Source organism: Croceimicrobium sp., from assembly GCF_965228705.1.
Classification (GTDB): Bacteria; Bacteroidota; Bacteroidia; order Flavobacteriales; family Schleiferiaceae; genus Croceimicrobium.
In genome coordinates, this window is the sequence record NZ_OZ245832.1 from 3,306,650 (window position 1) to 3,333,124 (window position 26,475).

The 26,475-nt window shown below is 44.9% G+C and carries 27 protein-coding genes; 15 read left to right on the top strand and 12 right to left on the bottom strand.

The features are described 5' to 3' along the window. Positions 1–15: 15 nt before the first annotated feature. Positions 16–1,065: a 23S rRNA (adenine(2503)-C(2))-methyltransferase RlmN gene (rlmN, locus tag ACO05P_RS14785; RefSeq protein WP_421752007.1), complete on the bottom strand. Its 1,050-nt coding sequence runs from the start codon at positions 1,063–1,065 to the stop codon at positions 16–18. A 64-nt stretch (positions 1,066–1,129) separates the two neighbouring features. Continuing rightward, complete coding sequence (locus tag ACO05P_RS14790; protein WP_421752008.1) at positions 1,130–1,651, bottom strand: hypothetical protein; 522 nt, start codon at positions 1,649–1,651, stop codon at positions 1,130–1,132. Positions 1,652–1,745: 94 nt separating this feature from the next. On the opposite strand from ACO05P_RS14790, the gene ACO05P_RS14795 reads away from it, so the two are divergent. Further along, the gene (locus tag ACO05P_RS14795) at positions 1,746–1,901 is read left to right on the top strand and encodes a hypothetical protein (protein ID WP_421752009.1); all 156 of its coding nucleotides are present in this window, start codon (positions 1,746–1,748) and stop codon (positions 1,899–1,901) included. A 63-nt stretch (positions 1,902–1,964) separates the two neighbouring features. Here the strand turns inward: ACO05P_RS14795 and queA are convergent, their stop codons facing one another. Both queA and ACO05P_RS14805 read right to left on the bottom strand, forming a co-directional pair. Further along, positions 1,965–3,014 carry a tRNA preQ1(34) S-adenosylmethionine ribosyltransferase-isomerase QueA gene (gene queA, locus ACO05P_RS14800; protein WP_210760575.1) on the bottom strand — a complete coding sequence of 350 codons (1,050 nt, stop codon included), beginning with the start codon at positions 3,012–3,014 and terminating at the stop codon, positions 1,965–1,967. An 80-nt stretch (positions 3,015–3,094) separates the two neighbouring features. Continuing rightward, positions 3,095–3,871, bottom strand: a complete 777-nt coding sequence (locus ACO05P_RS14805; protein WP_421752010.1) for a hypothetical protein — start codon at positions 3,869–3,871, stop codon at positions 3,095–3,097. A 48-nt stretch (positions 3,872–3,919) separates the two neighbouring features. On the opposite strand from ACO05P_RS14805, the gene ACO05P_RS14810 reads away from it, so the two are divergent. From ACO05P_RS14810 to ACO05P_RS14825, 4 genes are all read left to right on the top strand, one after another. Further along, positions 3,920–4,516: a thymidine kinase gene (locus ACO05P_RS14810; protein ID WP_421752011.1), complete on the top strand. Its 597-nt coding sequence runs from the start codon at positions 3,920–3,922 to the stop codon at positions 4,514–4,516. After that, on the top strand, positions 4,513–6,978 hold the full coding sequence (locus ACO05P_RS14815; RefSeq protein ID WP_421752012.1) for a bifunctional UDP-N-acetylmuramoyl-tripeptide:D-alanyl-D-alanine ligase/alanine racemase: 2,466 nt from the start codon (positions 4,513–4,515) through the stop codon (positions 6,976–6,978). Before ACO05P_RS14810 ends, ACO05P_RS14815 begins: the two co-directional genes overlap by 4 nt. A 259-nt stretch (positions 6,979–7,237) precedes the next feature. Continuing rightward, positions 7,238–8,023 carry a hypothetical protein gene (locus ACO05P_RS14820; protein ID WP_421752014.1) on the top strand — a complete coding sequence of 262 codons (786 nt, stop codon included), beginning with the start codon at positions 7,238–7,240 and terminating at the stop codon, positions 8,021–8,023. 103 nt (positions 8,024–8,126) lie between these two features. Further along, complete coding sequence (locus ACO05P_RS14825) at positions 8,127–8,738, top strand: hypothetical protein (protein ID WP_421752015.1); 612 nt, start codon at positions 8,127–8,129, stop codon at positions 8,736–8,738. A 59-nt stretch (positions 8,739–8,797) separates the two neighbouring features. On the opposite strand, the gene ACO05P_RS14830 is transcribed toward ACO05P_RS14825, so the two are convergent. Together ACO05P_RS14830 and ACO05P_RS14835 are read right to left on the bottom strand one after the other, a co-directional pair. Beyond that, the gene (locus tag ACO05P_RS14830) at positions 8,798–9,622 is read right to left on the bottom strand and encodes a hypothetical protein (protein WP_421752017.1); all 825 of its coding nucleotides are present in this window, start codon (positions 9,620–9,622) and stop codon (positions 8,798–8,800) included. A gap of 131 nt (positions 9,623–9,753) precedes the next feature. Continuing rightward, positions 9,754–11,634: a M1 family metallopeptidase gene (locus ACO05P_RS14835; protein ID WP_421752019.1), complete on the bottom strand. Its 1,881-nt coding sequence runs from the start codon at positions 11,632–11,634 to the stop codon at positions 9,754–9,756. A gap of 39 nt (positions 11,635–11,673) precedes the next feature. Between ACO05P_RS14835 and ACO05P_RS14840 the strand changes: the two genes are divergently transcribed. Then, positions 11,674–12,039, top strand: coding sequence for a phage holin family protein (locus tag ACO05P_RS14840; protein ID WP_421752020.1), 366 nt, complete (start codon positions 11,674–11,676; stop codon positions 12,037–12,039). Here the strand turns inward: ACO05P_RS14840 and ACO05P_RS14845 are convergent, their stop codons facing one another. From ACO05P_RS14845 to ACO05P_RS14855, 3 genes are all read right to left on the bottom strand, one after another. Continuing rightward, the gene (locus ACO05P_RS14845) at positions 12,040–12,825 is read right to left on the bottom strand and encodes a hypothetical protein (protein WP_421752021.1); all 786 of its coding nucleotides are present in this window, start codon (positions 12,823–12,825) and stop codon (positions 12,040–12,042) included. Further along, entirely contained in the window at positions 12,825–13,757 is a 933-nt protein-coding gene (locus ACO05P_RS14850; RefSeq protein WP_421752022.1) for a hypothetical protein, read from the bottom strand. The genes ACO05P_RS14845 and ACO05P_RS14850 overlap by 1 nt, the downstream gene beginning before the upstream one ends. Before the next feature lie 77 nt (positions 13,758–13,834). Beyond that, complete coding sequence (locus ACO05P_RS14855; protein ID WP_421752023.1) at positions 13,835–16,072, bottom strand: SPOR domain-containing protein; 2,238 nt, start codon at positions 16,070–16,072, stop codon at positions 13,835–13,837. A 220-nt stretch (positions 16,073–16,292) separates the two neighbouring features. Here ACO05P_RS14855 and ACO05P_RS14860 point away from each other — a divergent pair, with 220 nt between their 5' ends. The 6 genes from ACO05P_RS14860 to ACO05P_RS14885 are packed head-to-tail and all read left to right on the top strand — an operon-like array spanning position 16,293 to position 20,055. Continuing rightward, positions 16,293–17,171: a cell division protein FtsX gene (locus ACO05P_RS14860; protein WP_421752025.1), complete on the top strand. Its 879-nt coding sequence runs from the start codon at positions 16,293–16,295 to the stop codon at positions 17,169–17,171. A 2-nt stretch (positions 17,172–17,173) separates the two neighbouring features. After that, on the top strand, positions 17,174–17,407 hold the full coding sequence (locus ACO05P_RS14865; RefSeq protein ID WP_421752027.1) for a DUF3098 domain-containing protein: 234 nt from the start codon (positions 17,174–17,176) through the stop codon (positions 17,405–17,407). Continuing rightward, a complete protein-coding gene (locus ACO05P_RS14870) occupies positions 17,400–18,197 on the top strand; it encodes an undecaprenyl-diphosphate phosphatase (protein ID WP_421752029.1) in 798 nt (265 codons plus the stop codon). Before ACO05P_RS14865 ends, ACO05P_RS14870 begins: the two co-directional genes overlap by 8 nt. After that, positions 18,194–18,895 carry a tRNA pseudouridine(55) synthase TruB gene (gene truB / locus ACO05P_RS14875; protein ID WP_421752030.1) on the top strand — a complete coding sequence of 234 codons (702 nt, stop codon included), beginning with the start codon at positions 18,194–18,196 and terminating at the stop codon, positions 18,893–18,895. Before ACO05P_RS14870 ends, truB begins: the two co-directional genes overlap by 4 nt. 29 nt (positions 18,896–18,924) lie before the next feature. Further along, positions 18,925–19,449, top strand: a complete 525-nt coding sequence (locus ACO05P_RS14880; RefSeq protein ID WP_421752032.1) for a Crp/Fnr family transcriptional regulator — start codon at positions 18,925–18,927, stop codon at positions 19,447–19,449. Positions 19,450–19,503: 54 nt separating this feature from the next. Beyond that, positions 19,504–20,055, top strand: a complete 552-nt coding sequence (locus ACO05P_RS14885; protein WP_421752034.1) for a DinB family protein — start codon at positions 19,504–19,506, stop codon at positions 20,053–20,055. On the opposite strand, the gene ACO05P_RS14890 is transcribed toward ACO05P_RS14885, so the two are convergent. Further along, complete coding sequence (locus ACO05P_RS14890) at positions 20,052–20,780, bottom strand: hypothetical protein (RefSeq protein ID WP_421752035.1); 729 nt, start codon at positions 20,778–20,780, stop codon at positions 20,052–20,054. The two genes, ACO05P_RS14885 and ACO05P_RS14890, sit on opposite strands and share 4 nt — an antisense overlap. A 130-nt stretch (positions 20,781–20,910) precedes the next feature. Between ACO05P_RS14890 and ACO05P_RS14895 the strand changes: the two genes are divergently transcribed. From ACO05P_RS14895 to ACO05P_RS14905, 3 genes are read left to right on the top strand one after another with little or no spacing between them, the layout of a single operon-like run. Then, positions 20,911–21,270: an MmcQ/YjbR family DNA-binding protein gene (locus ACO05P_RS14895; protein WP_421752037.1), complete on the top strand. Its 360-nt coding sequence runs from the start codon at positions 20,911–20,913 to the stop codon at positions 21,268–21,270. After that, positions 21,263–21,835, top strand: a complete 573-nt coding sequence (locus ACO05P_RS14900; protein WP_421752039.1) for a DUF502 domain-containing protein — start codon at positions 21,263–21,265, stop codon at positions 21,833–21,835. The genes ACO05P_RS14895 and ACO05P_RS14900 overlap by 8 nt, the downstream gene beginning before the upstream one ends. After that, positions 21,832–23,823, top strand: a complete 1,992-nt coding sequence (locus ACO05P_RS14905; RefSeq protein WP_421752041.1) for a peptide-N-glycosidase F-related protein — start codon at positions 21,832–21,834, stop codon at positions 23,821–23,823. Before ACO05P_RS14900 ends, ACO05P_RS14905 begins: the two co-directional genes overlap by 4 nt. Here the strand turns inward: ACO05P_RS14905 and ACO05P_RS14910 are convergent. Together ACO05P_RS14910 and ACO05P_RS14915 are read right to left on the bottom strand one after the other, a co-directional pair. Further along, positions 23,820–25,367 carry a glycosyltransferase family 2 protein gene (locus tag ACO05P_RS14910; protein ID WP_421752043.1) on the bottom strand — a complete coding sequence of 516 codons (1,548 nt, stop codon included), beginning with the start codon at positions 25,365–25,367 and terminating at the stop codon, positions 23,820–23,822. The genes ACO05P_RS14905 and ACO05P_RS14910 overlap by 4 nt on opposite strands. Then, positions 25,354–26,475 (bottom strand): HEAT repeat domain-containing protein, encoded by a 1,122-nt coding sequence (locus ACO05P_RS14915; protein ID WP_210757406.1) that lies wholly within the window; start codon positions 26,473–26,475, stop codon positions 25,354–25,356. The genes ACO05P_RS14910 and ACO05P_RS14915 overlap by 14 nt, the downstream gene beginning before the upstream one ends.

Genomic DNA, 26,475 nt, shown 5'->3' on the forward strand with positions numbered 1-26,475 from the left:
ACATTATCCCCGAGTTTAAGACTCGCTCAGTAATTCATTTTTATTGGCCAACTGACCACAGGCGGCATCAATGTCTTTTCCGCGACTGCGACGAACAGTGGCAACCACGCCAACCGCCTGAAGGGCTTGCTGATAGGCTTCTACTGCGGCGAAGTCGGCTTGCTGGAACATACCATCATCGATAGGATTGTATTCAATCAGGTTCACTTTGGTGGGCACCTGCTTGCAGAATTGTACCAAAGCCTCAATGTCTTCCGGCTTATCATTGATATCGCGCCACACCACATATTCGAGGGTAACCCGACTCTTGGTTTGCTGATACCAGTATTGCAGCGCTTCAATTAAATCGCCTACCGGATTTTTTAAATTGATAGACATGATTTGATCCCGCACTTCATCTCGAGCAGAGTGCAGGCTCAAGGCCAGCTTGAACTTGGGGTCTTCATCCGCCAATTTTCGAATCATCTTGGAAAGTCCCACCGTAGAAACGGTAATACGGCGGGGCGACATCCCTAAACCTTCCGGTGAAGTGATTTTTTCGATGGCGGCCAATACATTGTGGTAGTTCATCAGGGGTTCACCCATACCCATGAAAACAATATTGGTAAGGGGGCGGCCAAAGAAAGACTCCGCTTCATTTTGAATGGCAACCACCTGATCGTAAATCTCATCGGGATTTAAATTCCGCATCCGCTTTAAGCGCGCTGTAGCACAGAAATTACAGTCGAGGCTGCAACCCACTTGCGAGCTAATACAGGCGGTAATGCGGGTGTCGGTAGGTATTAATACCGATTCTACAATCTTACCATCGTAAAGACGCACGGCATTTTTAATGGTGCCATCTTCACTGCGCTGCATTTGATCAACCCGAATGTGATTAATCACAAAGTCTGCTTTCATCTTATCACGAAGGGAAAGCGAGAGGTTGGTCATTTGATCGAAATCCTTGGCTCCCTTTTGCCAAAGCCATTCATAGACTTGCTTAGCGCGAAATTTGGGTTCGCCAATCGATTCAAAATATTCTTGTATTTGGGCCTTGCTTAAGGCGCGGATATCTCGGGCCATAGTGCGGCAAAGGTAGGGTGAATTTCAGAGCTGCTAAGACCTGATTTTAGGATTGCCTTAGGCCTTATTGAGCAATGCTACTACTATCGATTGCCTCATTCAATTCAGGGTCCAGGCTAGAATGAGCACTGTCCATTACGGTGTCTTCCATTTGCAGGCTATCAGCCTCCAGGCTTAGACTATCCGTGACTGTACTATCCGCAGGGAAGCCAGTGTTAGAGGGGAGATAGGAATCTAAATGGGGGAGCTCAATTTCATCGGTGAAAACCTTAAAGGCAACAAAGGCGATGAAGGTGAGTAAAATCAGTAGAATCAAATTAGCAGAGAGTCGCAAATTCCTTTTCCAAACCACGGGTTCGGTGCGGGCACGTCGACGGTGAATCCAGATTATCGTAATAATGCAAGCCAGAACAATGCTAAGAATACCAATCCAGCGATCAGTTAAATCGACGGCAAATACATATCGAGATACTAAATGACTGCTGACAAATACCAGCAGGTACACCAAGCCTAGAGCCAATAGGCTTAGGCAGATGCTTAAGATAAGATGCAGCCAGTCAGGAATTCGTTTTTGCTCTTCAGCCATAATAGGGAATGCTCTCGCAAATATCCGCTCTTAGAGGCCGGAATCCAAACTTTTTCATTTTCCGTACCTTCTGAGCTCAACCAATTTAGAACTTATGAAAAGAATTGCGTCGATAATCTTGCTAATCCTCGGGATGTATATGATTTATTTGAGTATACCCTCAGAGGGAGTGATCATGCGCCCACCTATGGTAAGTGGGGTGGCCTTTATTTTAATCGGTCTGGTTTGGTTAAATCCCAAAACGGCCTGATCTGAAAATGAAAAAGCCGTCTCGGTTTAATCGGGACGGCTTTTATTAGCATTTCGCAGCGGATTAAATAATCAGCATTGCGTCTCCATAGCTTAGGAAACGGTACTTTTCTTTCACCGCAGTTTTATAGGCTTCCATTAAAAGATCATAACCGGCAAAAGCGGCGGTCATCATCATTAAGGTGCTTTGAGGTGGATGGAAGTTGGTGATCATACGATCAGCAATTTGGAACTCATAAGGAGGGAAGATGAACTTATTGGTCCATCCGTCAAATGGTTTTAAATGACCATCTGTACTCACTGAGCTCTCCATGGCACGCATAGAAGTAGTCCCTACAGCACAAACCTTTTTGCGGGCGTCAATGGCTTTGTTTACTACCGCAGCAGTATGATCGTAAATCATAAACTGCTCGGAGTCCATTTTGTGCTTGCTAAGGTCTTCCACTTCTACCGGGCGGAAAGTTCCCAAACCAACGTGGAGAGTAAGCTCACCAAAGGTTACGCCTTTAATCTCCAAACGTTTCATCAATTGCTTGCTGAAGTGAAGGCTGGCAACCGGAGCGGCTACTGCACCTTCGTGCTTGGCGAAAATCGATTGGTAACGATCTTCATCATCTTCTTCAGGTTCGCGGTCGATGTACTTAGGAAGTGGAGTTTGTCCCAATTCTTTCAATTTAGCACGGAACTCTTCGTAAGATCCGTCAAATAAAAAGCGGAGGGTACGTCCACGAGAAGTGGTGTTGTCGATTACTTCAGCTACCAGGCTGTCGTCATCACCGAAATACAATTTGTTGCCAATCCGGATTTTACGGGCTGGGTCTACCAGTACATCCCATAAACGGCTTTCGGCATTTAATTCACGCAGTAAGAAAACTTCGATACGAGCGCCGGTTTTTTCTTTGTTACCGTACATGCGGGCAGGAAAAACCTTGGTGTTGTTCAGTACCAGAGCGTCGCCCTCGTCGAAATAATCAATGATTTCATTGAACATCTTGTGCTCAATAGTGCCTTCGGCACGGTTTACTACCATCATACGACTATCGTCGCGGTGGGTGGTGGGATACTTCGCAATAAGCTCCTGCGGAAGCTTATAGTTAAAGTGCGAAAGTTTCATTTTCATAGCTTACGGGCTTTGAATTGATTAGGAAAAAATAAGAGGGCGCGAAATTACAAAAAAAAGAGGGGAATAGAATCTTACCAGTCCTCGCCAAAGCGCTTCTTCACCAAATTGATGAGTCGCTCTTCGTAGGGTTTTTTATCGTCCCAGTCGTAATCCGGTTTTACCAGGTTTTCAATAAAATACATCGACTCCAGATAGGTGTCCAAAGTATTCAGTTGGGATAGTACCCGGTTAAAATCGGATTGGGAGTCATTAAAGAGATGCTTCACAAAAGCAATGCGATCGTTTAATCCAACCTGTATGGCTCCCTTAGCCAATTGATCATTTACCGATTTGGGGGCTTGGTGACCAGCATTCAGATCTTTGGTCTCGGTATTTTCTTTGGATTCGGCTTGAGGGGGGGTCTTTTCGACGGGTGCTTCAGTTTTCGCTTCACTATTTTCTTTGGGGGCCTCGGCTTTTTCTTCAGGTGAATCAGCCTCTAAAGGCATTTCCATGGGCTCAGACTGGGTTTGAGCTGCCACTTCTGGCTCTGGATTTTCCTCTACTTTGGGGTGACTTTCTTCAATCTCTGCTGGAGCTTCCTCAATTTTGGGAGCGGGTGTTTCAGCTTCTGGGGCTTCAACTTTTTCTACCGGAGGTGGAGGCGGTGCAGTTTTGCTTGGGCTTGCGCTGGCACTCGGCTTGCCACTCTTGCGTTCGGCTTCAACCTCTTCGAGATAATTTAAAACCAGCAATCTTTCGTAGAGCATTTGCACGCGAGTGAGTTGTTCGGGGCGCGAAAGAGCATTGTTGTTTTCTATGATGAAGTAACATAATTCCTTTAGTTCCTGGCGAACATTGTCTTTCATCGAACGGCGTGTTTATTCCTTAGTTTTGTGCTGTAATTAAGCGAAAAAATGTTCCTCGAAAATACAGTAAATCATCAAAAGCCTAGCGGCTGTATCGAAGTAATCTGCGGAAGCATGTTTTCCGGCAAGACTGAGGAGCTTATTCGTCGATTAAAAAGAGCGCAGTTTGCGCGTCAAAAAGTGGAGATTTTTAAACCGCTGGTCGATACCCGCTATAGTGAGGAAGAAGTGGTGAGCCACGACAATAATGCCATTCGCAGTACTCCCGTAGAAGGAAGCTCCAACATTCTGATTTTAGCCGATGATGTGGATGTAGTAGGGATTGATGAGGCTCAGTTTTTTGATGAAGGAATCGTAGAGGTTTGCAATGAACTGGCCAATCGCGGTTGCCGGGTTATTGTGGCAGGTTTGGATATGGATTTTCAAGGTCGGCCTTTTGGTCCCATGCCTTATTTAATGGCTACCGCCGAGTATGTAACCAAGGTGCACGCGGTGTGTATGCGTACCGGCAATTTGGCCCATTATTCACATCGTACTACTGCCGATCAGAAGCAGGTGTTTTTAGGAGCTAAAGAGCAATACGAGCCCTTGAGCAGAGCGGCCTTTAATGAAATTCGCGCTCAGGAAAAGAAGGCTAAATTGTGAATTGGAACAGTCAACAAATAGCGGATCGCATCGGGGCAAAGCACCCACCGGTTCCAGCTCAAGAAGTTGGCAGAATCCTTTTTGATAGCAGACAGTTTAGTGCCGGAGAAGGACAATTATTCTTTGCGCTTCGCGGCAAGCATCACGACGGACATCATTATGTTGAAAGTCTTTACCAGAAAGGAGTTCGCCTTTTTGTTGTGGAAGAACTTCCTGATGTACCCGGATTAGATCAAGCTCTTTTCTTAGTCTGCCCCAGCAGTCTTCAAGCATTGCAAAAATTAGCTCGGGCGATTCGCCAGGAGCTAAATCCCAAATTGATTGCCATTACTGGCAGCAATGGTAAAACGGTGGTGAAGGAATGGCTGTATCGCCTGACGAATAGCCTGCCCAATGTGTATCGCAGTCCTAAAAGTTTCAATTCACAGATTGGGGTTCCTTTGGCCTTATGGGCGATGCCCGAAAATTGTGAGATCGGCATTTTTGAGGCCGGAATTTCCCTTCCGGGTGAAATGGCCCAATTAGAGTCGATCTTAAAACCCGAAGCCGGAATCTTTAGCAATATTGGTTCGGCCCACGGAGAGAATTTCCGCGATAATAAACAGAAGATACAAGAGAAATTAAAGCTCTTTCAAGAAGCGAAGTTTTTAATCTATCCGGCCGATCAAGCAGAATTGGCGGAAGAAATTGAAAGCTTTAAGTCCGACCACAAATTGAAGACCTATCCCTGGTCAAAAGAAAAGGGCAAAGCCGAAGCCTGGTTGGAGATATTGGATCAGGGAAGCGATCATTGCCATTTCCGTTTTCACAATCCCATTTTCGATGTAGAGGCACGCATTCCTTTCGGAGATGAGGCCTCCATTCAGAATGCGGTCAATGCTTTGTATATGGCCTTGCATTTGGGAGTGGAGCCCAAAACTTTACAAAAGGCGCTTCAGGCCTTGAGCCCAATTGAGATGCGATTGGAGATGAAGGAGGGGCATCAAAATACCCTACTCATTAATGATGCTTACAATAGTGATTTAGAATCCTTGCGCATTGCACTTCACTTTTTGCAGGAACATGGTAAGGATCGATCTAAGGTTTTGGTCTTGAGTGATATGATGCAATCTGGCCTTTCGGCGGAAGCCTTGCAAGAGGCCTTGTCGCAGGTAATTGCCAATCAGGATATTCAGCAGATATTCGCGATCGGACCTCAATTGCAGTCCCATCCTCTAAATATTCAAGTTCCGGTAGAGTACTTCGAATCTACCGAGGCCTTTATGGCTCAGATGTTTCAATACTCCTGGCAGGGGCGGGCTGTGCTTTTAAAGGGTTCCCGACCTTTTGCCTTTGAGAAGATCGATAAGATATTAGCTCGACAGCGACATGAAACCGTGATGGAGATTCACTTAAATCGCCTGGTGCACAATCTTAACTATTACCGCAGTCGCCTGCAAAAAGGTACCAAGCTCATGGTGATGGTTAAGGCCTTTGCTTATGGCACGGGTAGTGAGGAGGTTGCGCGGGTATTGGCTTTTCATGGGGTGGATTATCTGGCTGTGGCTTATGCCGATGAAGGGGTAGCGCTGCGCAAAGCAGGAATATCGCTGCCGATAATGGTGCTTAACCCTGAATCTTCCGCCTTGGATTCTTTTTTCGATTATCAGTTGGAACCCGAGGTTTACAGCTTTAAAAGATTGGAGGAAATCGTGCAATTAGCTCGACTCCGAAATGAAGGACTCAAAATTCATTTGAAGCTGGAAACCGGCATGAATCGTCTGGGCTTTTCTGCCAATGAATTGGAGCAAGTGATGCTGGAATTAAAGGCTTGCCCGGAATTGGAATTGGCTTCTGTTTTCTCGCATTTAGCTGCTTCAGACGATCCGGCGGAAGCCGAGTTTACCCGGACTCAGATTGCTCGCTTTCAAAGCATGACCATACTTTTAGAAAAGGAGCTCGGCACAGGCTTTTTAAAACATATTGCCAATACCGGTGCCATTGAAGCTTATCCCGAGGCCTATTTTGATATGGTGAGATTGGGAATCGGCTTGTATGGTGTAGCACCTCATCCAGAGGAGCAAGCTCAGTTGTTGGCAGTGGCGGAATTAAAGGCCACCGTATCGCAAGTTAAAGAGGTGGAAGCGGGTGATAGTGTTGGCTATGGCCGCACTTGGAAGGCTGAAGCTAAGGAGCGTATTGCGGTGGTTTCCATTGGCTATGCCGATGGTTATGCCCGCAGTTTAAGCAATGGCAAGGGCCATATTAGCATTCGCGGAAAGCATTATCCGATTGTAGGTCGGGTTTGCATGGATATGTGCATGGTGGCCGTTGGCGATGACCCTATAAAAGAGGGCGATGAGGTACTCATATTTGGTCAGGATTTGCCGGTGCAGGAAATGGCCACTGCGATGAATACCATTGCTTATGAGGTTTTAACCGGAATTTCAGCCCGGGTGAAAAGAGTCTATTATATGGCTTAAATTAGAGAGCTGTTTCTTCCCCCAATTTTAATAGTTTGATTAAGCGTTTATAAATGTTTCATAGGCGTTTAGTATCGCGCTATCCTTATTTTATTTGAGTGTTTTACCCCCAGGTGTGAAAGCCACACTCATGAATTCTAATATTTTAAGTGATGAAGAAGAACATCGCAATCTTTCTGGGGGCCTTATGTTTATTATTTGCCTGCCAAAATGAGGAGGGGAAATCTGTTTCTTTAAAGGATTGTAGCTTTTAAGAGCCATGGGGTACTTTAAGAAAATTGCAATCGGTCTTATTTGGGCTTTCGTCTTTTTTGTCCTTCGAAACTTAAGCTTTCAATACGATGATATTATCGTTGTTTTAGACTCTCTGGCTTTGGGATTTTTAGTGGGTAAATTACCACAGCGACTGTGGCAGTGGATGGTTATCGTGGCTTTGGCCTTGCCTTTATCTGATATTCCCACTATCCTCTTTAACAGTACTCTTCCCCTCTTAATAGCCTATTTTACTTTTCAGAAAAAACAGCCTTGGACCTTTTACCTATTATACTTATTAGTACCTATTTCCATGCTAGGGGTTTGGGTTTATCGCTCTGAGGTTAATGGTTTAGAAATTGAGGATACTTCGTCTGATGAACTTCAGTTATATCCATTTCAAAAAGGTTATGATGAAGCTTACCAGTTTAGTTCCGATACCACTTACTTTCTGAGCTATTGGCATTTGGGCTGTTCAGCCTGCATCCGGCAAGATCGAAGTCTGAGAATTTTTGCCTATCGACACAAGGGGGAGGCGCTTAAGGTTTTATCGGTTTATTTAGGGGACACGACTAATAGGCGCTTTCAGCCAAGTCTTGAATTGTATCATCAAGACTTTCCAAATTTCTATGATCAGAATCAAATGGTGCAAAAGAAGATTCAACAGAATATTGGTCCCGCTTTGCTTTTAATCAAGGATGGTGAGCCGCGCAAATTATGGCGCGGTTTTACCGTCGATAGTTGGAAGGAGCGTTTTATGCAGTTTTATTGGGATCAATATTTAGAGGATTGAAGGCTTAGATCGCAGGCAGCTAAGCAAATGCGGCAAATGCCTTATTGATGCCGCTGGCCACAGCTTCTAGTTTTGGCCTAAATCAATTTAAACCCCCATTTTTATGAAACGTCTGCTAATCTTACCATTGCTCGCATTAAGTTTAATCGCCTGTGAAAAGGATGATGACTCTACAAACAATGATCCGGGTAATAATGGTAACAACAATCCTTCAGCCTTAACCAATAACATGATTTCAGTAGGCACTGATAGCACCAGCTTAAACAAGTACAGTGCTTATGTCGCCACTGATGTGAATACCAATAAAACCTATTTCGACATTTTCATTTATAAGGATGATGTATTGGACCGCAAGCAATACATGTTATTGCATCTTACTGAAATTCCAACTGCCTCTAAAACCCTGAACTGGCAAAGTGGTGCCAATGCTCCAGGAGCTATTAAGGCGGATGAATTTGTGATTTATCCCAAGGTGAATGATAAACGTTGGTTTGGTGTGTATTCCGTAAGTGGTTACGAAACGACCGGAACCATGCAGGCCACAGTTAACAATGGCAAGCTCACCCTTTCTTACGAGGACATTGAGTTGGCCGATGAGTTTATTTCGGTGAACGTAACCGAGCGCAAGAAATGCAGCGGTAAAATCACCTTCTTATTATCAGATTTACAAGGGCTTACTACTACCGCCCAAACGCTTGATTTGGTTGCAGAATAGTATTTTCTGCTTATCGGAGGCCGCCTGGTTAGAACCAGGCGGTTTTTTTTGCTCCCTATTTAAGGCCGACCAGCTTTATCTTGATCTAAAATGCCTTGCATTTCCGTTTTAAGCTCCGTTGATACTAAGGGCGCCAAGGTCATAGTCTGCAGATTCAAAGCATAATACTCAATTGGCTCTTCATATTTGTAAATGTCGTTCTCATTTAAATCCAGGCGTGTTTCGATCGCAATCAAGGGGCTACTTTCCATGGGCTTAAAGTCGATTACCTGATGATGAGCCAATTTAAACTCTTGTAGTTCTTGATTTTGAATGCTGTACACAAAGAGTTTTTGATGGTCCAGGTCATCCAATACAGCATCGTGATTATTGTCCTCCGTGCTGGCTTTGAAGAGTAAAACCTTATTGCTGTCATTGCGGTAATAGGCCCATTGGCTTACTGCCACTAATTGATTGAAAACCTTTCTACGACTTTCATCTTGATGATTGTAAATCACAAAATTGTTGTGAAGCCCGATTTGATATTGATAATAGCCTTTAGAATAACTTAAGATCTCTCCCGAGCCAAATTTGTAATTTCTTCGACCGTCGCGGGGTTCCTGGTTTTTCTGTCCCACGGGAATTAGGTAGGATGAACCGATGGTATCCAAACGAACCGGATCGTAAAAACTCAAGCTTTGTTTTACAGTAGGAGCTTCCGGATCGGCATCGGGATTCTCCGGATCTTGAATTAAAACTCCGGTTTCCTGGCGCTTCGGAGAGTCGAAAAACTCATCCACAAGCCAAATTCCTATACCCAGGAGAATACTGCCAGCACCGATAATTAATACAATGGTGCCAATTACGGCCAATAGCTTTTGATTGTAACGATTGAGTTTCGACATAACTGAATTTTGTAGGCAAACTTTGCTTTTCTGGAATTAGTATAAGGATCTGCCTAAGCTCGGATTATTTTCCAATAAAAAAAGCCCGTCACGTACAAAACGAAACGGGCTTTACTGAAATTCTTTAGCTATTATTCTTTCCAGTCTAATAAGGCGTCCATGGTTTCACGGCTTACCGCGTGGTAATTAGGACGGGCTTTGGAGTAAATATCTTTGGCCATCTTATCCTGACCGGCACTTAATAAGGCCTTATAGGTTGGGGTTAAGAATTTACGACGACCCACTGAAGTTAAGAAGCTTTCCACCTTAGGATATACCGCTTCGTAACCGGCGGCAATGGTAGGTTGGAACCAAGCGGCGGAGATTTCACTATTCCCGCTGGCACTTAAACCATAGGCTTCATCCAATTGGGCTAATTGCTCTAAGCTGGTAGTGTCTGGCAAGCTATTAATAAGATGCAACCACTCATGGGTAGTCCAGGCATCAGTAATAGTGTTGGCAGGCAGATCGCCACTGTTTAAGAATGCATTTAAAGCAGCATCTACTTTTTGGAAGCGATCGCTTTGTACTTCGGGTAAATTATCTGGAATGCCAGTTTCATAAATCCACTCATCGCCTTTAATAGCAGCATATTCTTCTTCGCTTAAAAGGTTCTCCTTTAAGTAAGCGATAAACTCTTCGGTGGTCATCACTTCAAATTTGTGACCTTGGAAATAGTTTTTCAAGAACTCATCAAAACGCTCACGACCAACCGTTTCTTCAATTAAGCGAAGGAAGAAGTATCCTTTGTCGTAGGGAATGCTGGTTACGCCATCGTCGGGATTACGGCCTTCCAAATCCAGTTTTAATTTGGTGTCATTGGGCACCTCTTTCAGCATTTCGGCGGCAGCTTCCTGCAGTCCTGCGCGAGTTAAGCTGGCCAACATTTCAGAATACTCTCGGCCATAAACCGCTTCCATAATACGGTGTTCGAAGTAAACGGTAAATCCTTCATTTAACCAGAAATCATCCCAGGTGGCATTGGTTACCAGGTTGCCACTCCAGCTATGCGCTAACTCATGTGCTACCAAGCTTACCAAAGATCGGTCGCCCGCAAGGATGGTAGGGGTGGCGAAGGTTAAACGTGGGTTCTCCATCCCGCCAAAGGGGAAAGAAGGAGGTAAAACAATCAGGTCATAGCGTCCCCAGGCATAGGGGCCATACAGACTTTCGGCGGCCTGAACCATTTTTTCAAGATCGGCAAATTCGTAGGCTGAGGTATCTAAAAGCGAGGGTTCGGCATAAACACCAGTACGGTCGCTAATCGCTTCGAAGCGTACATTACCCACGGCCATAGCTAATAAATAGGAAGGGATGGCTTGGGGCATTTGGAATTTATAAGTGCCATCATCCGAACGTTCCATAGGGTTGGAAGCACTCATTAAGGCAATCATATCTTTAGGTACGCTCACCTTGGCGTCATAGGTGAAACGAATACCGGGGCTATCTTGAGTAGGTACCCAAGAACGGGCTAAAATCGCCTGACTTTGAGTAAAAAGGAAGGGGTGGTTCTTATCTGCGGTTTGAGCTGGATCTAACCATTGCAAGGCACGGGCATCATCGCCAGTGCGGTAATAGATACTTACTTTTTTGGAGCTTTCGCTGATGGGAATACGTAAACCCTGACCTAAGTGATGATCGAATGGACTTAGAGCAAAATTCACCAAATCGCCATCTACTTTAATCGAGTCGATCTGTAAATCGTAGATGTCAAAGAAAATGTTCTGGGCACCAGCTTGCACCTCGATATCCCAATTGGCAACGGCACTGATTTCTTGCTTTTCAAAATTCACATCAGCAAGCCAATTCAGGTGCTTTACTTTGGCATCAGCCTGGGCATAGGAATGCGGATCCTGCCCGGTTTTCATGGCTTCTTCACTAAGCATCATGCTTTCTTTTTCTTTGGTTGGAGCGTTTTGGCAAGAAATTAAGGCCAGGACAGGAAGTCCTAGCAGGAATGATCTCATTCTCATCTTTCACTTAAATTTGGAATCGCAAGTTAAGTTTTAGCTATGAGAAGTATTCTATTAAGACTTTTGGTAAATACCCTGAGCGTGTTTTTTACGGCCTGGATTTTAGGGGATGCAGTTCAATTGGATGGTTTTACCAGTGCCATCGGTGTAGCGATAGTATTAGGGCTTCTCAATGTATTTATTAAACCATTATTGGTGCTATTTACATTGCCCGCCACCCTTTTCACTTTTGGGCTCTTCCTCTTCGTGATTAATGCTTTGGTAATAATGCTGGCTGATTCTATGTTGAGCAGCTTTCACGTAGCCAATTTTTGGTGGGCACTCTTATTTTCTTTGGTTTTGAGTTTCATTAACTCCCTGCTCCGAAATTTAGGAGAAGATCGCCAAAATCAGGAACCGTATTAATTAGAGCATCAGGCGAAAGCCAAAATGCCATTCCAGTTTTCGAGCATCGCCATTATAGGCACTGCGATCGTTGAGGAATGATGCCTCTATTCCAGTGTACAGACCCCAACTTGTAAGTAAATGGGCCGAAAGGAAATACTGATGAGGCATTGCAATATCAGGTGCCTTTTCGCCATAGCTAAGTGGTACCAGGTTTTTAAGGTGAAAGGTGTAATCAGCTTGCAACTCCAAAAGGAAGAAATCTGAGATCAAATAATCGGCCATTAAAGCCGGGCCCAGACCAACATACCAACCATGGGGAGCGGGTGTAAAAGGATGCTCATATCCCAGGGAGTCCTTCACAATGAAGGTACTGCCTAAGGCTAAATCAGTGAGATTGAATCCCATAGCTAAGGCCCATCGATCCCGGACCCAGAGGTTCCAATTAAAGTCATGAGCGCCTATCAGAAAATGACTGAAGGTACTGCCTTCGGCCCGAGCGATGTCGGTAAAGTCTTCCCCAAAGCCATAGAATATTTCTCCGAGGATTTTATTGCGGAAGAGGTAGCGCATTCCCCCCGGCTCCAAATTGGTCCGGTATAAAAGGAAGTCCCCCGTCCAGGCACTCATTCGATGATTTTCCGCAGGAAGGGCATTGGGAAATTCCAGGTTTACATGCCGAGTGGAAAGACCCAGGTACAGTTCATCCGCATAGTAGTCTTCTTCCAAATACTGGAAAGTGCTGAGCTGAGCTTTTAAGGAAAGGTGAAATAAGCCCGCAAGAAGGCAAAGGCCGAAAAAGCGCATTATTTATTCCATTTCACCAGAGTGATGCCCAGACCGCCGCTAATGTACCAGCCGATATAAGGGCGGTATCCGGCTTCGTAATTGGTGGACATTCCAAACTTTTTACCAGTACGGTCCTTCTTTTCTACCTGGAAGGTGCTAAGGCCGATGCGAAACCCAATAGGTAAGGAGCCAATGGCATCTTTAGCGGCCTCTTCATTAAATGGAAGGGTGGGATTCTCGTATGGATCACTAATACTGGTTCCGGCAAAAATGGCATCCAAATACAGTAGGCGTCCCATGGAGGTAAATTGCTCGCCAAAATTATCGGTCTTGATAAATACATTGCGAATGGTACGCATGCTCAAACCGGCATAAAGTCCATTAATGGAGGCTTTGCCCAGTCCATCCGCAAAGATGTCTGTACCATTATCATCCGTTACATCATCTACGGTAATGGGGCTCGATAGGTGGTAGTAACCGGCTCGAAGCAAATAGTCGCGACGGTTTTTAGCTTGAATGCTGATGGATTTCATCGCGAAAACTCTTTCGTCATTAAAGTCATTTCCATCGGCATCCCATTCAATATCCAAGATCACTGGAGTAGCTTTTACTTTGGTATATCCTGCAAAACGGAAGTAGCCTCCTAATTCGAAATTGCTAAAGGAGGGAGGGCTTTTATAGCCGATTTGGGCCATGGTGAGGTAGCTTCGACGGTAGCGATAATCAATGCCAATGCCTTCTACCGGCTCCACATTGCCCCAAATACCTGCATTGAAGTTAATGGCATCCAGGTTTAATACCGGGACATCAACATCAAAATAGGAAAGGTTGAGGTTCCAAAATGGGCGGAAGTCGGGATTGTCGTAAGTGATTTCGTATTGCACGTTTTGGGCCTTCAAGCCCAGGGACAGCAATAAAGTCAATAAAATTGCCAGGGTATTACTTTTCATCGGAGAGTGATTTGAAATCAAATGTCTCCGAATGAGTTAGTTTCAGCAATACGTCGTTTGCCGTATTTTTTTAGGTACTAGTCTACCTTTAAAACCCAGGCATCTGGATAGGAAGTCATTAAATTGATCACCTCCTTATTGGCACTGCGTCGATCCTTAAACTGGGCATAGGAAACCCGGTAGCTGTCATTTTCAGGGACGTAGAGGAGTTCCATGGATTTCTTTTTCCGGCGGATAAATTCTTCACCCAGGGCCTTATCCGGGAAACTCGCAATAATCACATGCCAACGCGGGCCTATAGGTTCTTCGGCAACAGAATCTTCCTGCTCGGAACTTGCAGTAGCTGGCGCATTGGATTCCAGGGAGCTATTCCCATCTGTAGTGTCAGATGCTACTTGCTCTTGGGGTTCAGGACTGCCGCCCTCATAGACCATTGCATCTATTTTCTTGGGAGCTTTAAATCCTTTCTCTTTTTGGTTTGTAGCTAATCGTCCGCCCAGTCTGTAGCGATTATTAATGACCGGCTTTGGCGCGGTACTAGAGCGAGTAGGGCTTCTAAAACCTGCGCTGAGTTCTTCATTTTTAGGGGGATCAGCAGTGTTTGTTTCTCCTGGACCTGGACCCGATTCAGACTCCAGCATACTGTCTACTATTGCTTCAGCCCGGTTTTGAGCGGCCTTTTCAGCCGCCGCTTTCATTTGTGCTCTGCGTTTTATCTCAGCCTTGGTTAAAGGAATATTAACCGGGATACGGCCCCCGCGTAAATAAGTAGAGTCAATTTTAATGAGGCGATAGGGATCGGAGAATTCGCCAACTCCACGCACAGAATCTAAACGACGACGCTTAATCGAGTCACGTCTGGATTGCATGGAATTTTCATAGCGTGTTTGCTCTTCCAATTCATGCATTTCTTCATCCGTAAGGAAAACCGTGTCGCCATATTGTCCGATATAGTAACCCGTGCGCGAGGCTTCCTCACGTTCGGCTTGCAGTACCGAATCTCGATAAGCCCTTTCCTTATACTCAGAACCCAATACTTCATTAGGATTGTAAACCCTTCCACTGGCAATCAGGTCCACATCCGGTAAAGGGATATTGTATCGGCGGTAAAAGGGAATGTAATTGCGATGATGCGGAGGAAGGGGGCGTGGGCCTTCAATGGTATCCATCATGTCGATATAGTCTTCAAATAGACCAGAAACCAAAGGTTCGTAATATTCCCAGAAGAACTTTTTTCGATCCAAATCATCGCGGTTATTGTAGAAGAATTTCCGCATAAACTGTACGCCCTTAAAATAGCTCAGGCCAAAAGGAGTGGGAGAGTCCGCCCAGTCGCCGCAGAAATACCAACGCAAATGTTCTTTGTGATCCCCAATAATTGCGGGGAATTCATTGGGGAGATGATGCGAGGCCATGATCGAATCGCCTCTTTCGGTAGTATGTATTTTATAGGTAGAAAATACATCATTGGTGTCTCTGGCGAAGCATACGTCAAACCAATAGGGATAGCGGATGAACTCCGGTAAGTTGTATTGATCGATAAGGTATTCTCCGGTATTAATGATCGGGAGTTCATGCTCCACGTCTTTATCCATTTCCAGGACAAAAATGCGTTCGGTCTCATGCACAAATACCATCCCGGGCACATCCGGATAATCAAAAGGCTTTTTGTAGTAATAGCGGTGTAGGCGTCGCATCCAACCCGGGATATCTGGATTAAGGAGAGTGTCCAGGGAGTGGTAATAGCGACCGGTCCAACCGGTGAAGTCTAATTCTAATAGACGCTGCATTTTAAAGCGCAATTGCAGCGGAGTTGGCGAGGCGAGGTTGTTAAATTCCGTTAGCGTTAACTTACGATTGCGGAACATTTTTTCGAAAAGCTTATAGCTCTGCTCCGACAAACCACCATAAACCAGGCGCGAACGTTCGTTAATGTCACGTCCATAAACCCATTCATTGGTATAAATACCATAGGCATCGGTATAATAGACGTACTCCATGTCGCGCGCCATACTATCCAAATCGGCATTATTAAATACCGTTAAGTCTTTTACAACATATTCCGGGCGGTTGATGGGGAAAAAGCCATAGTAGTCTTCGCTAATCTCATACTGGGAGCCATCGGGTTTTACAAATTTCCGATTGGTGGTAATCCAGTTAAAAGAACGGTGTTCTACTCCGGATGGCTCCAAAACGGTTTTGTCTAAAATTAAGCCCGGAAGCTCAGTTTTAGGGTAAAAGAACCAAACCAGAAAACTCCAAAAGGGAATCAGGATGATTAGGAAGAAGACTATTTTTCGTCCCAGGTACTTCAAGGCCTAGATTTTTAGTGCTTTACGCTCGTCATCGAATTCAACGAAATTACGAGTTGCAGAAATTGAATTATTCAGGAGCTAACTTATTTGTTAACAGGGAAGCCTGAGTAGAAATTTATTTAAAGGGTCGACTTTCTTCGATGAAGGGTTAACTTTATCTTAGGTTCCGCATTTATCGAATTTGGCTACTTTCGCCAGCAGTCAGAACAGCACTCTACGAATGACAAAACGGGAAGACCGATTTACTAAGCGCCGTTTGCGCTCCTCTTACTTTTCGGTAGTGATAAGCATTTCCCTGGTACTTTTTGTACTGGGTTTATTTGGGGTTCTCATCATGAACACCCAGGAAATCAGTCGTTCCGTGAAGGAAGACTTTAGCCTAACCATTCTATTAACGGAGGATGCCTCCAAGGCAGAAGTGAATCAGTTCTATACCACTTTACAAGTGGCACCTTATACCAAGTCGGCTCGGATTATCTCTAAAGATGATGCGGCAGAAGAGTTAATGCAAACTCTGGATGAGGACTTTATTGACTTTTTGGGATATAATCCTCTGCGTGATGGTATCGAGCTTAAATTGAAAGCGGAAGAATTAGAGGTGGATCGCCTGGCTGCTTTGAGCAAAGAATTTGAGGTCCTGGACTTTGTTAGTGAGGTGGTTTACGATCGCTTGCTGATTGAGAAAATGAATGAAAACCTTAAGATGCTGGGTTATGGACTTTTGGCGGGTGCAGTGCTCTTAAGTTTAATTGCGGTGGCATTAATTAACTCTAGTATCCGCCTGGCGATTTACTCCAAGCGCTTCTTAATTAAGACCATGCAATTAGTGGGGGCAACACGCAATTTTATTCGTAAACCCTTCTTAATGATGAGCTTGGTGCACGGTGCCATTGGTGCTTTCATTGCCCTCGCGTTATTGGCGCTATGCCTTTATTATTTACAAACTTATATTCCGGGGCTATCCGAATTTCAAGCACCTTTGGGTTTAAGCCTGATTGCTGCAGCAATTTTTAGCGCAGGACTTTTAATATCGTTTACTTGTACTTTCTTTGCACTCAGGAAATACCTGAAGCTAAAGACCGATCAATTATACTTTTAGATATGCAAAACCAAACTTTTGTATTCGGGAAAAAGAATTATCTCTTAATGGGAGCTGGAGTTCTGCTGATAGGTATTGGATACCTCCTAATGGCCGGCGGCGGCAGTGATGATCCCAATGTTTTTAATCCTGAGATTTTTAACAGTCGCAGATTAACCTGGGCTCCGCTAATTCTCTTGGCCGGCTTGGTATTGGAGATTTACGCAATTATGACACCTAGCGAGAAAAATGGGTAAACTGGAAGCCATAGTCCTGGGGATTATTCAGGGCTTGACTGAGTTTTTACCGGTAAGTAGCAGTGGTCACCTGGAATTGGCCAAGGCCATTTTTGGGGATACCTCCGTACCGGAAGAAAGTTTGTTATTTACGGTGGTGGTGCATTTTGCCACGGCTTTAGCGACGATTCTGGTTTTCCGGAAGGAAGTAGGAATCATCTTCAAAGGACTGTTCCAGTTTAAGAAGAACGACGAATTTCGATTTAGCCTCAATATCGTGATCTCTATGATTCCGGCGGCTCTGGTCGGTGTTTTTCTGGACGAACAAATTGAGGCACTCTTTGGAGGTCAGGTTCTTTTAGTAGGAGCCATGCTGCTTATTACCGGAGTGCTTTTGCTTTTTGCCAATAACACCAAAGCGGGTGATGGCTATGTTACCAGCGGTAAAGGTTTAATGATTGGTATTGCTCAGGCCATTGCCATCTTACCGGGTATTAGCCGTAGCGGTGCAACGATATCAACGGCCTTATTATTGGGAGTAAGTCGCGAACGCGCGGCACGCTTTTCCTTTTTAATGGTAGTACCTCTGATTGTAGGGAAAATGGCTAAGGATATTATGGATGGCGGTTTAAGTATGGAAGAAGGGATTCCGGTTCCTATTTTCCTGGGCTTTGGTGCTGCCTTTGTTACGGGCTGGTGGGCCTGTAATTGGATGATTGATATCGTGAAGCGGGCCAATCTGAACTACTTTGCCCTCTATTGTTTTGTGATAGGTATCCTGGCTATCATTTCTAGATTTATTGCTTTTTGATTTACAGCAAGACAGAAATTGAGGAAGGTCAGTTATTACTGATCGATAAACCTCTGAATTGGACCTCTTTCGACGTGGTGAATAAGCTGCGTTATGCTCTTCGTAAGGCTTATGGCTTCAAGAAGCTAAAGGTGGGGCATGCCGGGACTCTTGATCCTCTGGCCACTGGTTTATTGTTGATTGCGGTGGGACGAAAAACCAAAACCATCAATGATTTGATGGGCATGGACAAGGTCTATACCGGGACATTCAAAATTGGCGCTACTACTCCCAGTTACGATCTGGAAACGGAGGTGGATCAGCAATGGTCCACAGAGGGGATAAGTGAAGAGGATATCCAAAAAGCGGCTGATCAATTCAAGGGTCTGATTGATCAAGTTCCTCCCATTTTCTCAGCCATTAAGCAAGGTGGTAAGAAGGCCTATGAAATGGCTCGCGAAGGAGAGAAGCCCGAATTAAAGTCACGCCAGGTAATGATCCACGATTTTAAGGTGGATGCCAAAGCTTTTCCGGAAGTGGACTTCGAAGTGAAGTGCAGCAAGGGAACTTACATTCGGTCTCTGGCCCACGATTTTGGAGCGGCTTTAAATAATGGTGCACATTTAACGGCTTTGCGCCGAGAGGCAATCGGTCCCTATTCTATCAAGGACGCCTTAAGCCTCGAAGGCTGTTTAGAGATTTTCCGGAAGGAAGAATAAGATTGCCTAAATTCCGCTTTTCAATAAGCGTGGATCTCTTTAGCCTTTTAAAAGAAACAATAAACTGGTCGCCGCCGCTCATCTTAAAGCGGGGAGATTATCTCTGTGAACCACCACGGAAGGATCAGAATATCTATTGGGTAAAGGAGGGTTTATTGCGAATTTTCACCCTGGAAGAGGAACAAAAATATGGGGTGCGTTTTGGTTATGAAGGCGATCTGATTTCAGTTTTAGATTCCTATATCAAAGGGGAGTCCAGTCGATTTTCGGTTCAGGCCTTGCGTAAAACCACCTTGGTGTCCTGCTCAAAAGAAGCTTTCGAAAGTCGATTGAAACAACATCCGGAATTACGTGACCTTTGGATGGAAGGATTGTACCAGTTGATTTATGATATGTTGGAAAGGGAGCAGGATTTAATGATTGCTGATCCGCGGCAGCGTTTGCAAAGAGTTTTAGAGCGCAGCCCTCGCTTGTTTCAGGAGGTACCTCATAAATACATCGCTAGTTATTTACGGATGAGTCCCGAGACTTTATCCCGATTATTGAATTCTTGATTTCGCTCAAGATTGGGGGAGCCGGGCTTTGGCAACTTTGCTAAAAATCTAAAGATGAAAGGAAGTCAAAGCAGTTTATACCAGGAATTACAGGGTCTTATTGCTAAGCACCAAAAGGAATTGGCCCTCTTACAGGCCTTATCCAATACTGAATTAAAGCAGCAACCAGCTCCCGATAAATGGTCGGCCTTAGAGTGCATGGAGCATTTATGTCGTTATGGGGATTTCTATTTACCGGAAGTAAAGCGGGCCGGTCAATCTGCGGCAAAGTTGAAAGCTGATCGATTTAAAAGCTCATGGTTAGGCGAGTATTTTACAGCCAGTATGTGGCCTAAGGAAGGTTTTAAAACCATGAATACCTTCAAGAATATGAATCCTTCTTTATCCGATACCCGCATGGAGGTCTTGGAACAGTTTGAAACCCAATTAAAGGCCTGGGCCATTTTGGTTGCCGACCTGAAAGATCGGGATTGGCAAAAGACCAAAACTGGCATTAGTATTTCCAGTTTGATCAAATTGCGTTTGGGCGATACTTTACGAGTGGTCTTTTATCATCATGAGCGTCATATGCGTCAGGCCTTTCGGGCGGCGGGATTAGAATCCTAATCCATATAACGACTATTCCATAATTCGGAATTGAAATTCTTCATCCGGCTAAAGCCGTATAAAGCGCTAAAAGCACTAAAGGCTAAAAAGAGGTAGAAGAAAAAGATAATGCGGATATTCCAACTGTGTTCATCCAAGGGGCCCATCACTACCGAATCCGGAAATAGCGAAACTATGAAAGCGGCCATTAAGGCTACGCTTAAAAGCAGGCTCTGGAAACTGCGGAAAGGGAATACCAATAAAGCTCTTAAGGGATGTAAATCATTGCCCCACTTGTGCACCAAATAATAATGATTCTGCGAAATGGGCAGCATGAGTAGCGGGTCTTTATCCTTGTACTTTAGCTCAAACATAGGGGCAGGAGCAATCAGTTTGAAGCCCCTTAATTTTTGATCTTGCTCCTTTTGCAGGGACTTGATTTTTTGGATAGCCTCGTAGGGGATTTCACCTTTGAAATAAGCTGAATCCAAAAATCGTAGGCGATAGCGGGTGCAGAGACTTTTGATTTGGTTGAGACTGAAAATTCGATCGGGATCCAATTGACTTAAATCCAGGTCCGAGTTTATATTGGCTTCCCCAATGGACTTTAGGTTCTCAAGAATTTCCGTTTCCAGTGCATCATCTTCAGCTAAAAGACGCTTAAACGCAGCCAGGGTTTCATCCGGATTTTTTTGTTCTTCTTTTCTTCGTTCACGCTGTAGCGCTTTCACTAAATCTACTCCCATAATCATCTCACATTTAATCCTTAGAACAATCGAAAATAAGAAAATTGACTTCTTAAGACGAAATTCTTTAATGCAGGCCTAAGCCTAAATGTTCGCTGAAGGTCCTACTTTTGATCCGAAATTTAGAGCCATGGATTTAGAGACTATTCGCGATTTTGCCCTCAGTTTTAAAGAGAGCTCTGAAGGCTTTCCCTTTGATTCAGATACCCTGGTTTTTAAGGTGGCCGGGAAGATGTTCCTTCTGGTTTCCCTGGAATACAATCCCATAAAACTAAGCTTGAAGCATTTGCCCGAAAAGGGTATGGAGTATCGCGAGCACTATGCTGCGGTGGAAGGGGCCTATCATATGAATAAGACGCATTGGAGCTCGGTGGTCCTGGATGGAAGTGTAAATTGGGAAATCTTGCGATCTTGGATTCAAGACTCCCATGATCTGGTGGTATCCAGCTTACCGAAGTACAAACAAAAAGTATTAAGAGGCGATGCGTAGTTTAATTAAATACCTCTTACAAGGTCTCTTAATCGTAGCCCCCATGGGCATTACCGTTTATGTGATTTATGAAAGCTTTCTGGTTTTGGATGGCTTAATCACCTTCGAAACCCCAGGTTTGGGAATCTTAGTGGTACTCGCCGGAATAAGCCTGATTGGCTTCGTGGCCAGCCATTTAATTTCTGAGCGATTAAAATCCTGGATGGATCGTCAAATTCGAAAGGCACCGGTAATTAGCCTGATTTATACGGCAGTAACCGATGTTTTAAATGCCTTGGTTGGGGAGAAGCGCAGTTTTAAATACCCGGTACTGGTGCAATTGGATAATGACCCGGCGGTAAAGCGCATTGGCTTTGTAACCCATCGTGGCTTCGGAAAGCAGGCGCAGCTTGAGGAAGAGTATCTTACTGTGTATTGCCCACACAGTTATGCCATTTCAGGAAACGTATTTTTAGTCGCTAAAGAAAGAGTAGAAAACTTAGATTTGCCCGCTGCAGACGTAATGAAGTACGTCATTTCTGGCGGGGTGACCCGTATTCAGGAGGAGTCAAAAAAAGATCAATGAAGCAATTTGCAGCACTACTACTCGGTTTGGTTTTTTCTTTTCAATGCCTTGCGGCTGAAGGCGACACTACCTTAGTTTCGGCCCATCAACAGCGGGATTTAACCTGGTATGGTTCCTATAAAGATTGGGCCGTTTTTCCCGATGCTAATCATTCCTGGCATCAGATTTTGATGCGTTATACCATGGGTTGTGCAAGCGGTGGTTGTTCGGATTGGGACTATACTACGGTGGTGGATCTTTTGATTCCTACCGGAGCTTTGGATAGTAATATTGCCAGTATAGATACCCTTAGTACCAATCCTTTGCAAATTGACACTACCTGGTCGGTGTTTGCAGTAAAGGAACGCTACGAATTAGCCAAGGTAATTACACCCTATGGTGGCAACCTGTCTCAAGATTGGACACGCGACTTTTACTTTGATGTTAGTGATTATTATCCGCTCTTAAGAGATTCGGTAGAGATTGATGTGCGTTATCAGGGCTATAGCAGCGGCTTTAGTGCTACTCTGGATTTTATTATGGTGGAAGGTACGCCGGTGCGCGATGTGTATCAGGTGGAAAACCTCTATCGCGGAGGTTTTACTTATCGTGATTCAGCACAGTTCGAAAGTCAGCATATGCCCGCTCGTGCTTTAAATCCGCATCCTTCGGCGAGTCAGTTTTATGTTCGCCTGGCACCTTCCGGTCATGGCTTTGTGAATGATGCCAATTGCGCGGAGTTCTGCGAGCGCGACTATTATGTTTTTGTAGATGGTCAAAAGGTGGCGGACCAAGCGATGTGGCGCGACGATTGTGGCTTGAATGACCTATGGCCCCAGGCGGGTACTTGGTTGTACGATCGGGCAAATTGGTGTCCCGGCGATCGGGTAAATCAATACCTCCATGATATTAGCGCTTATGTGCCCGGTGCCGATAGTATTGATGTAGATATCGAAGCTTATACCTATACCCAACCCAGTGGTCAAAGTCCGGCCAGTTACAATATGCTGGTGCAGTTATTTCACTTAGGCGATTTTAATCAGAATTTGGATGTGGCGATAGAAGACATCATCAAGCCTAGCAATGAAGATGAGCATGCTCGCTTTAATCCGGTTTGTGATGAGGCTTTAATTGCAGTGGTGAATAAGGGAACTCAGCCTATCCAATCTTTACGTTTAGCCTATGGTTTAAAAGGCAATACCCACTGGCGCTATTTTGATTGGACCGGGAACCTAAACTCCTTGGAAAGAACAGAAATTTCATTGCCGATGGATTCTGTAGCCGATTGGATTAGCCTGAATGGTCAATTGGAATTTAGCGTTCAGATTGAAAATGTGAATGGTCAGCCTAGTGATGATGTGGATTTTAATAATCGCCGTACCGTAGGGATTAAATTACCCGAGATGTACCCTAATCCTATGCGCTTTGAACTGCGTACTAATAATGCTGCCTCCGAAACCTGGTGGCAGTTGGAAGATGCCTGGGGTAATATCTTATACTCGGGCGATAATCTGGCCAATGGTACCAGCTATCGCGATACCTTCGATTTGGATCCAGGATGTTATCACTTAATTATTGGCGACCGGGATAAAGATGGCATGAGCTTCTTTGGCAACAATGATGGCTCTGGCCGAATCTTGATGCGTAATGTGGGTGGTGATTTCTTCTCTAAGAATTACAATCCGAATTTTGGTACGGAGTTTAGCGAATATTTCACCGTTGGTTACAGCATTGGCCTGCCGAAGGAAGAGCTTCCGGTTTTAGATTGGTCTGTGTATCCCAACCCCAGTAAGGGTCGCTTTAATCTCTACTGCGAGGCCCTGCAAAAAGAGCAAGGTGTACTGCGCCTAATTGATAGTCAGGGTAGGGTGCTTTGGACTAAAACTTTAGCTACAGGGCAAGAGCCTGAGCTGGAATTGCTTCTGCCGGAAGGCCTCCAGGGATTCTACATTTTAGAACTCCAGAGTGGCAAACTTAGAGGCCGTAAGTCTTTAATTATTCAGCCTTAGGTAGCCGGACGGGTACGAACATTATTGCTGGGCAAAGGAGCAGCCGGATTGGGCTTGTTCTTTTTGCCTTTGCCACCTCCGGTAATACGCTTACCGCGATCGGTAGGTCGGCTAAATCCAACCCTTTTCATAGACCCCCAGGCTTTCTTGCCTTCGAAGAAATAATCCCAGTTACCGGTTACGGCACAGTACACCACAAAGGGGTGGAACATCAGTGGCTCAATTAATCCGGCAATTACCAAGCGCAAGAGCTGCCTCCGCTTTTTATACTGGAAGAAGGTGATTTCCTCTATATACAAGGTGGCGATAGTAAAGGCCACGGTATAACCGTAGATCAGTGCTATAAAGAGGTAGAGGAAGCTAATGTTGATTACCCCCAGCAGGCTGAAGAGTATCAAAAGCACAATACCAAAGGCCTCAATTAAAGGCGCTAACCATTCGAATAAAAGCCAGTAAGGATAGGATACCATTCCGATTTTCCCATAGAAAGGGTTGAGGAATAGTCGTTTATGAGAAAGTAAGGTTTCTACTGCACCTCGGGTCCAGCGGTTTCTTTGGCGACGTAATACCGACCAGGACTCAGGCACCTCGGTCCAGCAAAGCGGATCCGGTACAAAGCCTACTACGTAGTCAATTCCTTTTTCGCGGGCATAGCGACGCATGCGCACGGTTAGCTCCATATCCTCACCAATGGTCTCATTATCGTAACCACCGCACTGAATTACCAATTGCTTTTGGAAAACACCTAATGCTCCGGAAATAAGCAAGAGTCCGTCCAGTGAACCCCAGGCTACCCGACCTAAAAGGAAGGAGCGCAGGTATTCGAGGGTTTGGAACTGAGCCAATAATTTGTTGGGTACGTTTACCTCTACGATGCGGCCTTTTTCGATGCGGCAGTTATTCGCAATCCGCACTACCCCACCGGTGGCAATCATGTTTTTATCGGTTTCCTCCAGGAAGGGTTTCATGAGCTTAAGCAAGCAGTCTTCTTCGAGGATACAGTCTACGTCGATATTAAGGGTATAGTCGCCGGTAGATACATTGAGGGCCGCATTAAGGGCATCGGATTTACCGCCATTTTCCTTGTCGACCACCACTAGGTTATTGTAGGCGGGGTCTTTAGACTTGTAAACGTTTTTTACCTTTTTGGTTTCAATTTTATAGTTCACCGCAAAGTTTACCGGTTCGAGTTGGTACTCTTCGATAAGCTTGGTAAGACTGCGGTCGCGGCTACCATCGTTCACTACGATTACCTCATAATTGGGGTAACGCACGGAGAGTAGGGAGCGAATATTTTCGATGATGGTGGCTTCCTCATTATAAGCCGGTGCCAGAATGGATACCGAAGGGGCTTCCGGACTTTGTAAGATATTGAGGTAGTCAGTGTAGGTATTTCTTCGCAGGTATTTCCGGGCTTGAACCACGGAGATAACCCCCAATATCAAATAGGAGATCATTACGAAAACGGTGTATCCGTAGGTAATGAAATAGAATATGTAAATGAGAATATCTACGAGTGAGTTCTGCGTGTCATATTCGATCATCGAGCACGTGTTTTACGATGTTTTCGCCTTTTTCAGACAATTCATTTTCGCGGTATCCGGTCAATACATCATGGCGTCCCATTCGCTTTAAGCCTTTGGCGGCGGCCATAACTAATTCGTATTCTTTGCCTGATACCAGGACTTCACGCAAGTGACCTGCTTCTTTGGAACCGCCTAATTCGCCCATGGCTTTGAGCACGGCAGTTTTTACCCGCAGGTTCTTGGTGAGTTCGTAAACTTCGTAGAGGTTTTCAATGCATTCGGAATAGGCCAGTTCAATGGCAGTTTCAATCGCCTTTTCTTGAACTTTTTCATTCCGGTGGTAGAGGAGTTTGCGCAATTGCTCACGCTCGTGATATTGGTTGAGGTGGCGCATCAAGATCAGCGCAAAGATCACAACCGTATCGTTTTTCGATTTTAGCCAGGGTCCGATATGGTCAATCAATTCATATTCGAATTTGCGGGACTGATCCAAAAGTCGGATTTGCTGCCATTCGCTCATGGGCGATTCCAAATCGTTAAGGAAGCTCATGGCTTTTTTACCCCCGAGTTTTACGGCTGCATACTGGGCTTCGTTACGCACATGCATATTCTCAGCATCGGTATACTGTAAAATCTCGAAGAGGGTTTCGCCCATGCGCATGGTGCTAAGGTCGTTAATGGCCTTGGCGCGCACATGCCATTCTCCATTGCGGAGGTTTTCGAGGGCGATTTGCTTTAAGCCGATTTCTCGGTAGAGGTTTTCGAGGCGCGTAAAAGCCTCGCCACCGAGGTTGCGGTGGTAGTAGAGAATCAACTCATTAAGGATGTTCATATTCGATCTACGGTAGAGGGTAGAGTCTACAATACGGTTGATCTTTTTAATGGCATCCTTAAACTGACTGGCATCTTGTTCGGTAAAGACAATTTCCTGAATGATCGGTTCTACTTGTCTTTTAATACGGCGTTCCCGAGCTTCAATACTATTCTTACGCGAACGTTCCCGTAGTACAATAGAGATCATAATCGCGGCAGAGATCAATAGAGCAATTACCAAGAAGATTACAATCTTGTACCTGGGCTCGAGCGCCAGTAAGAAGTAGTATATGTCGATCAGGAACTCGCGCAT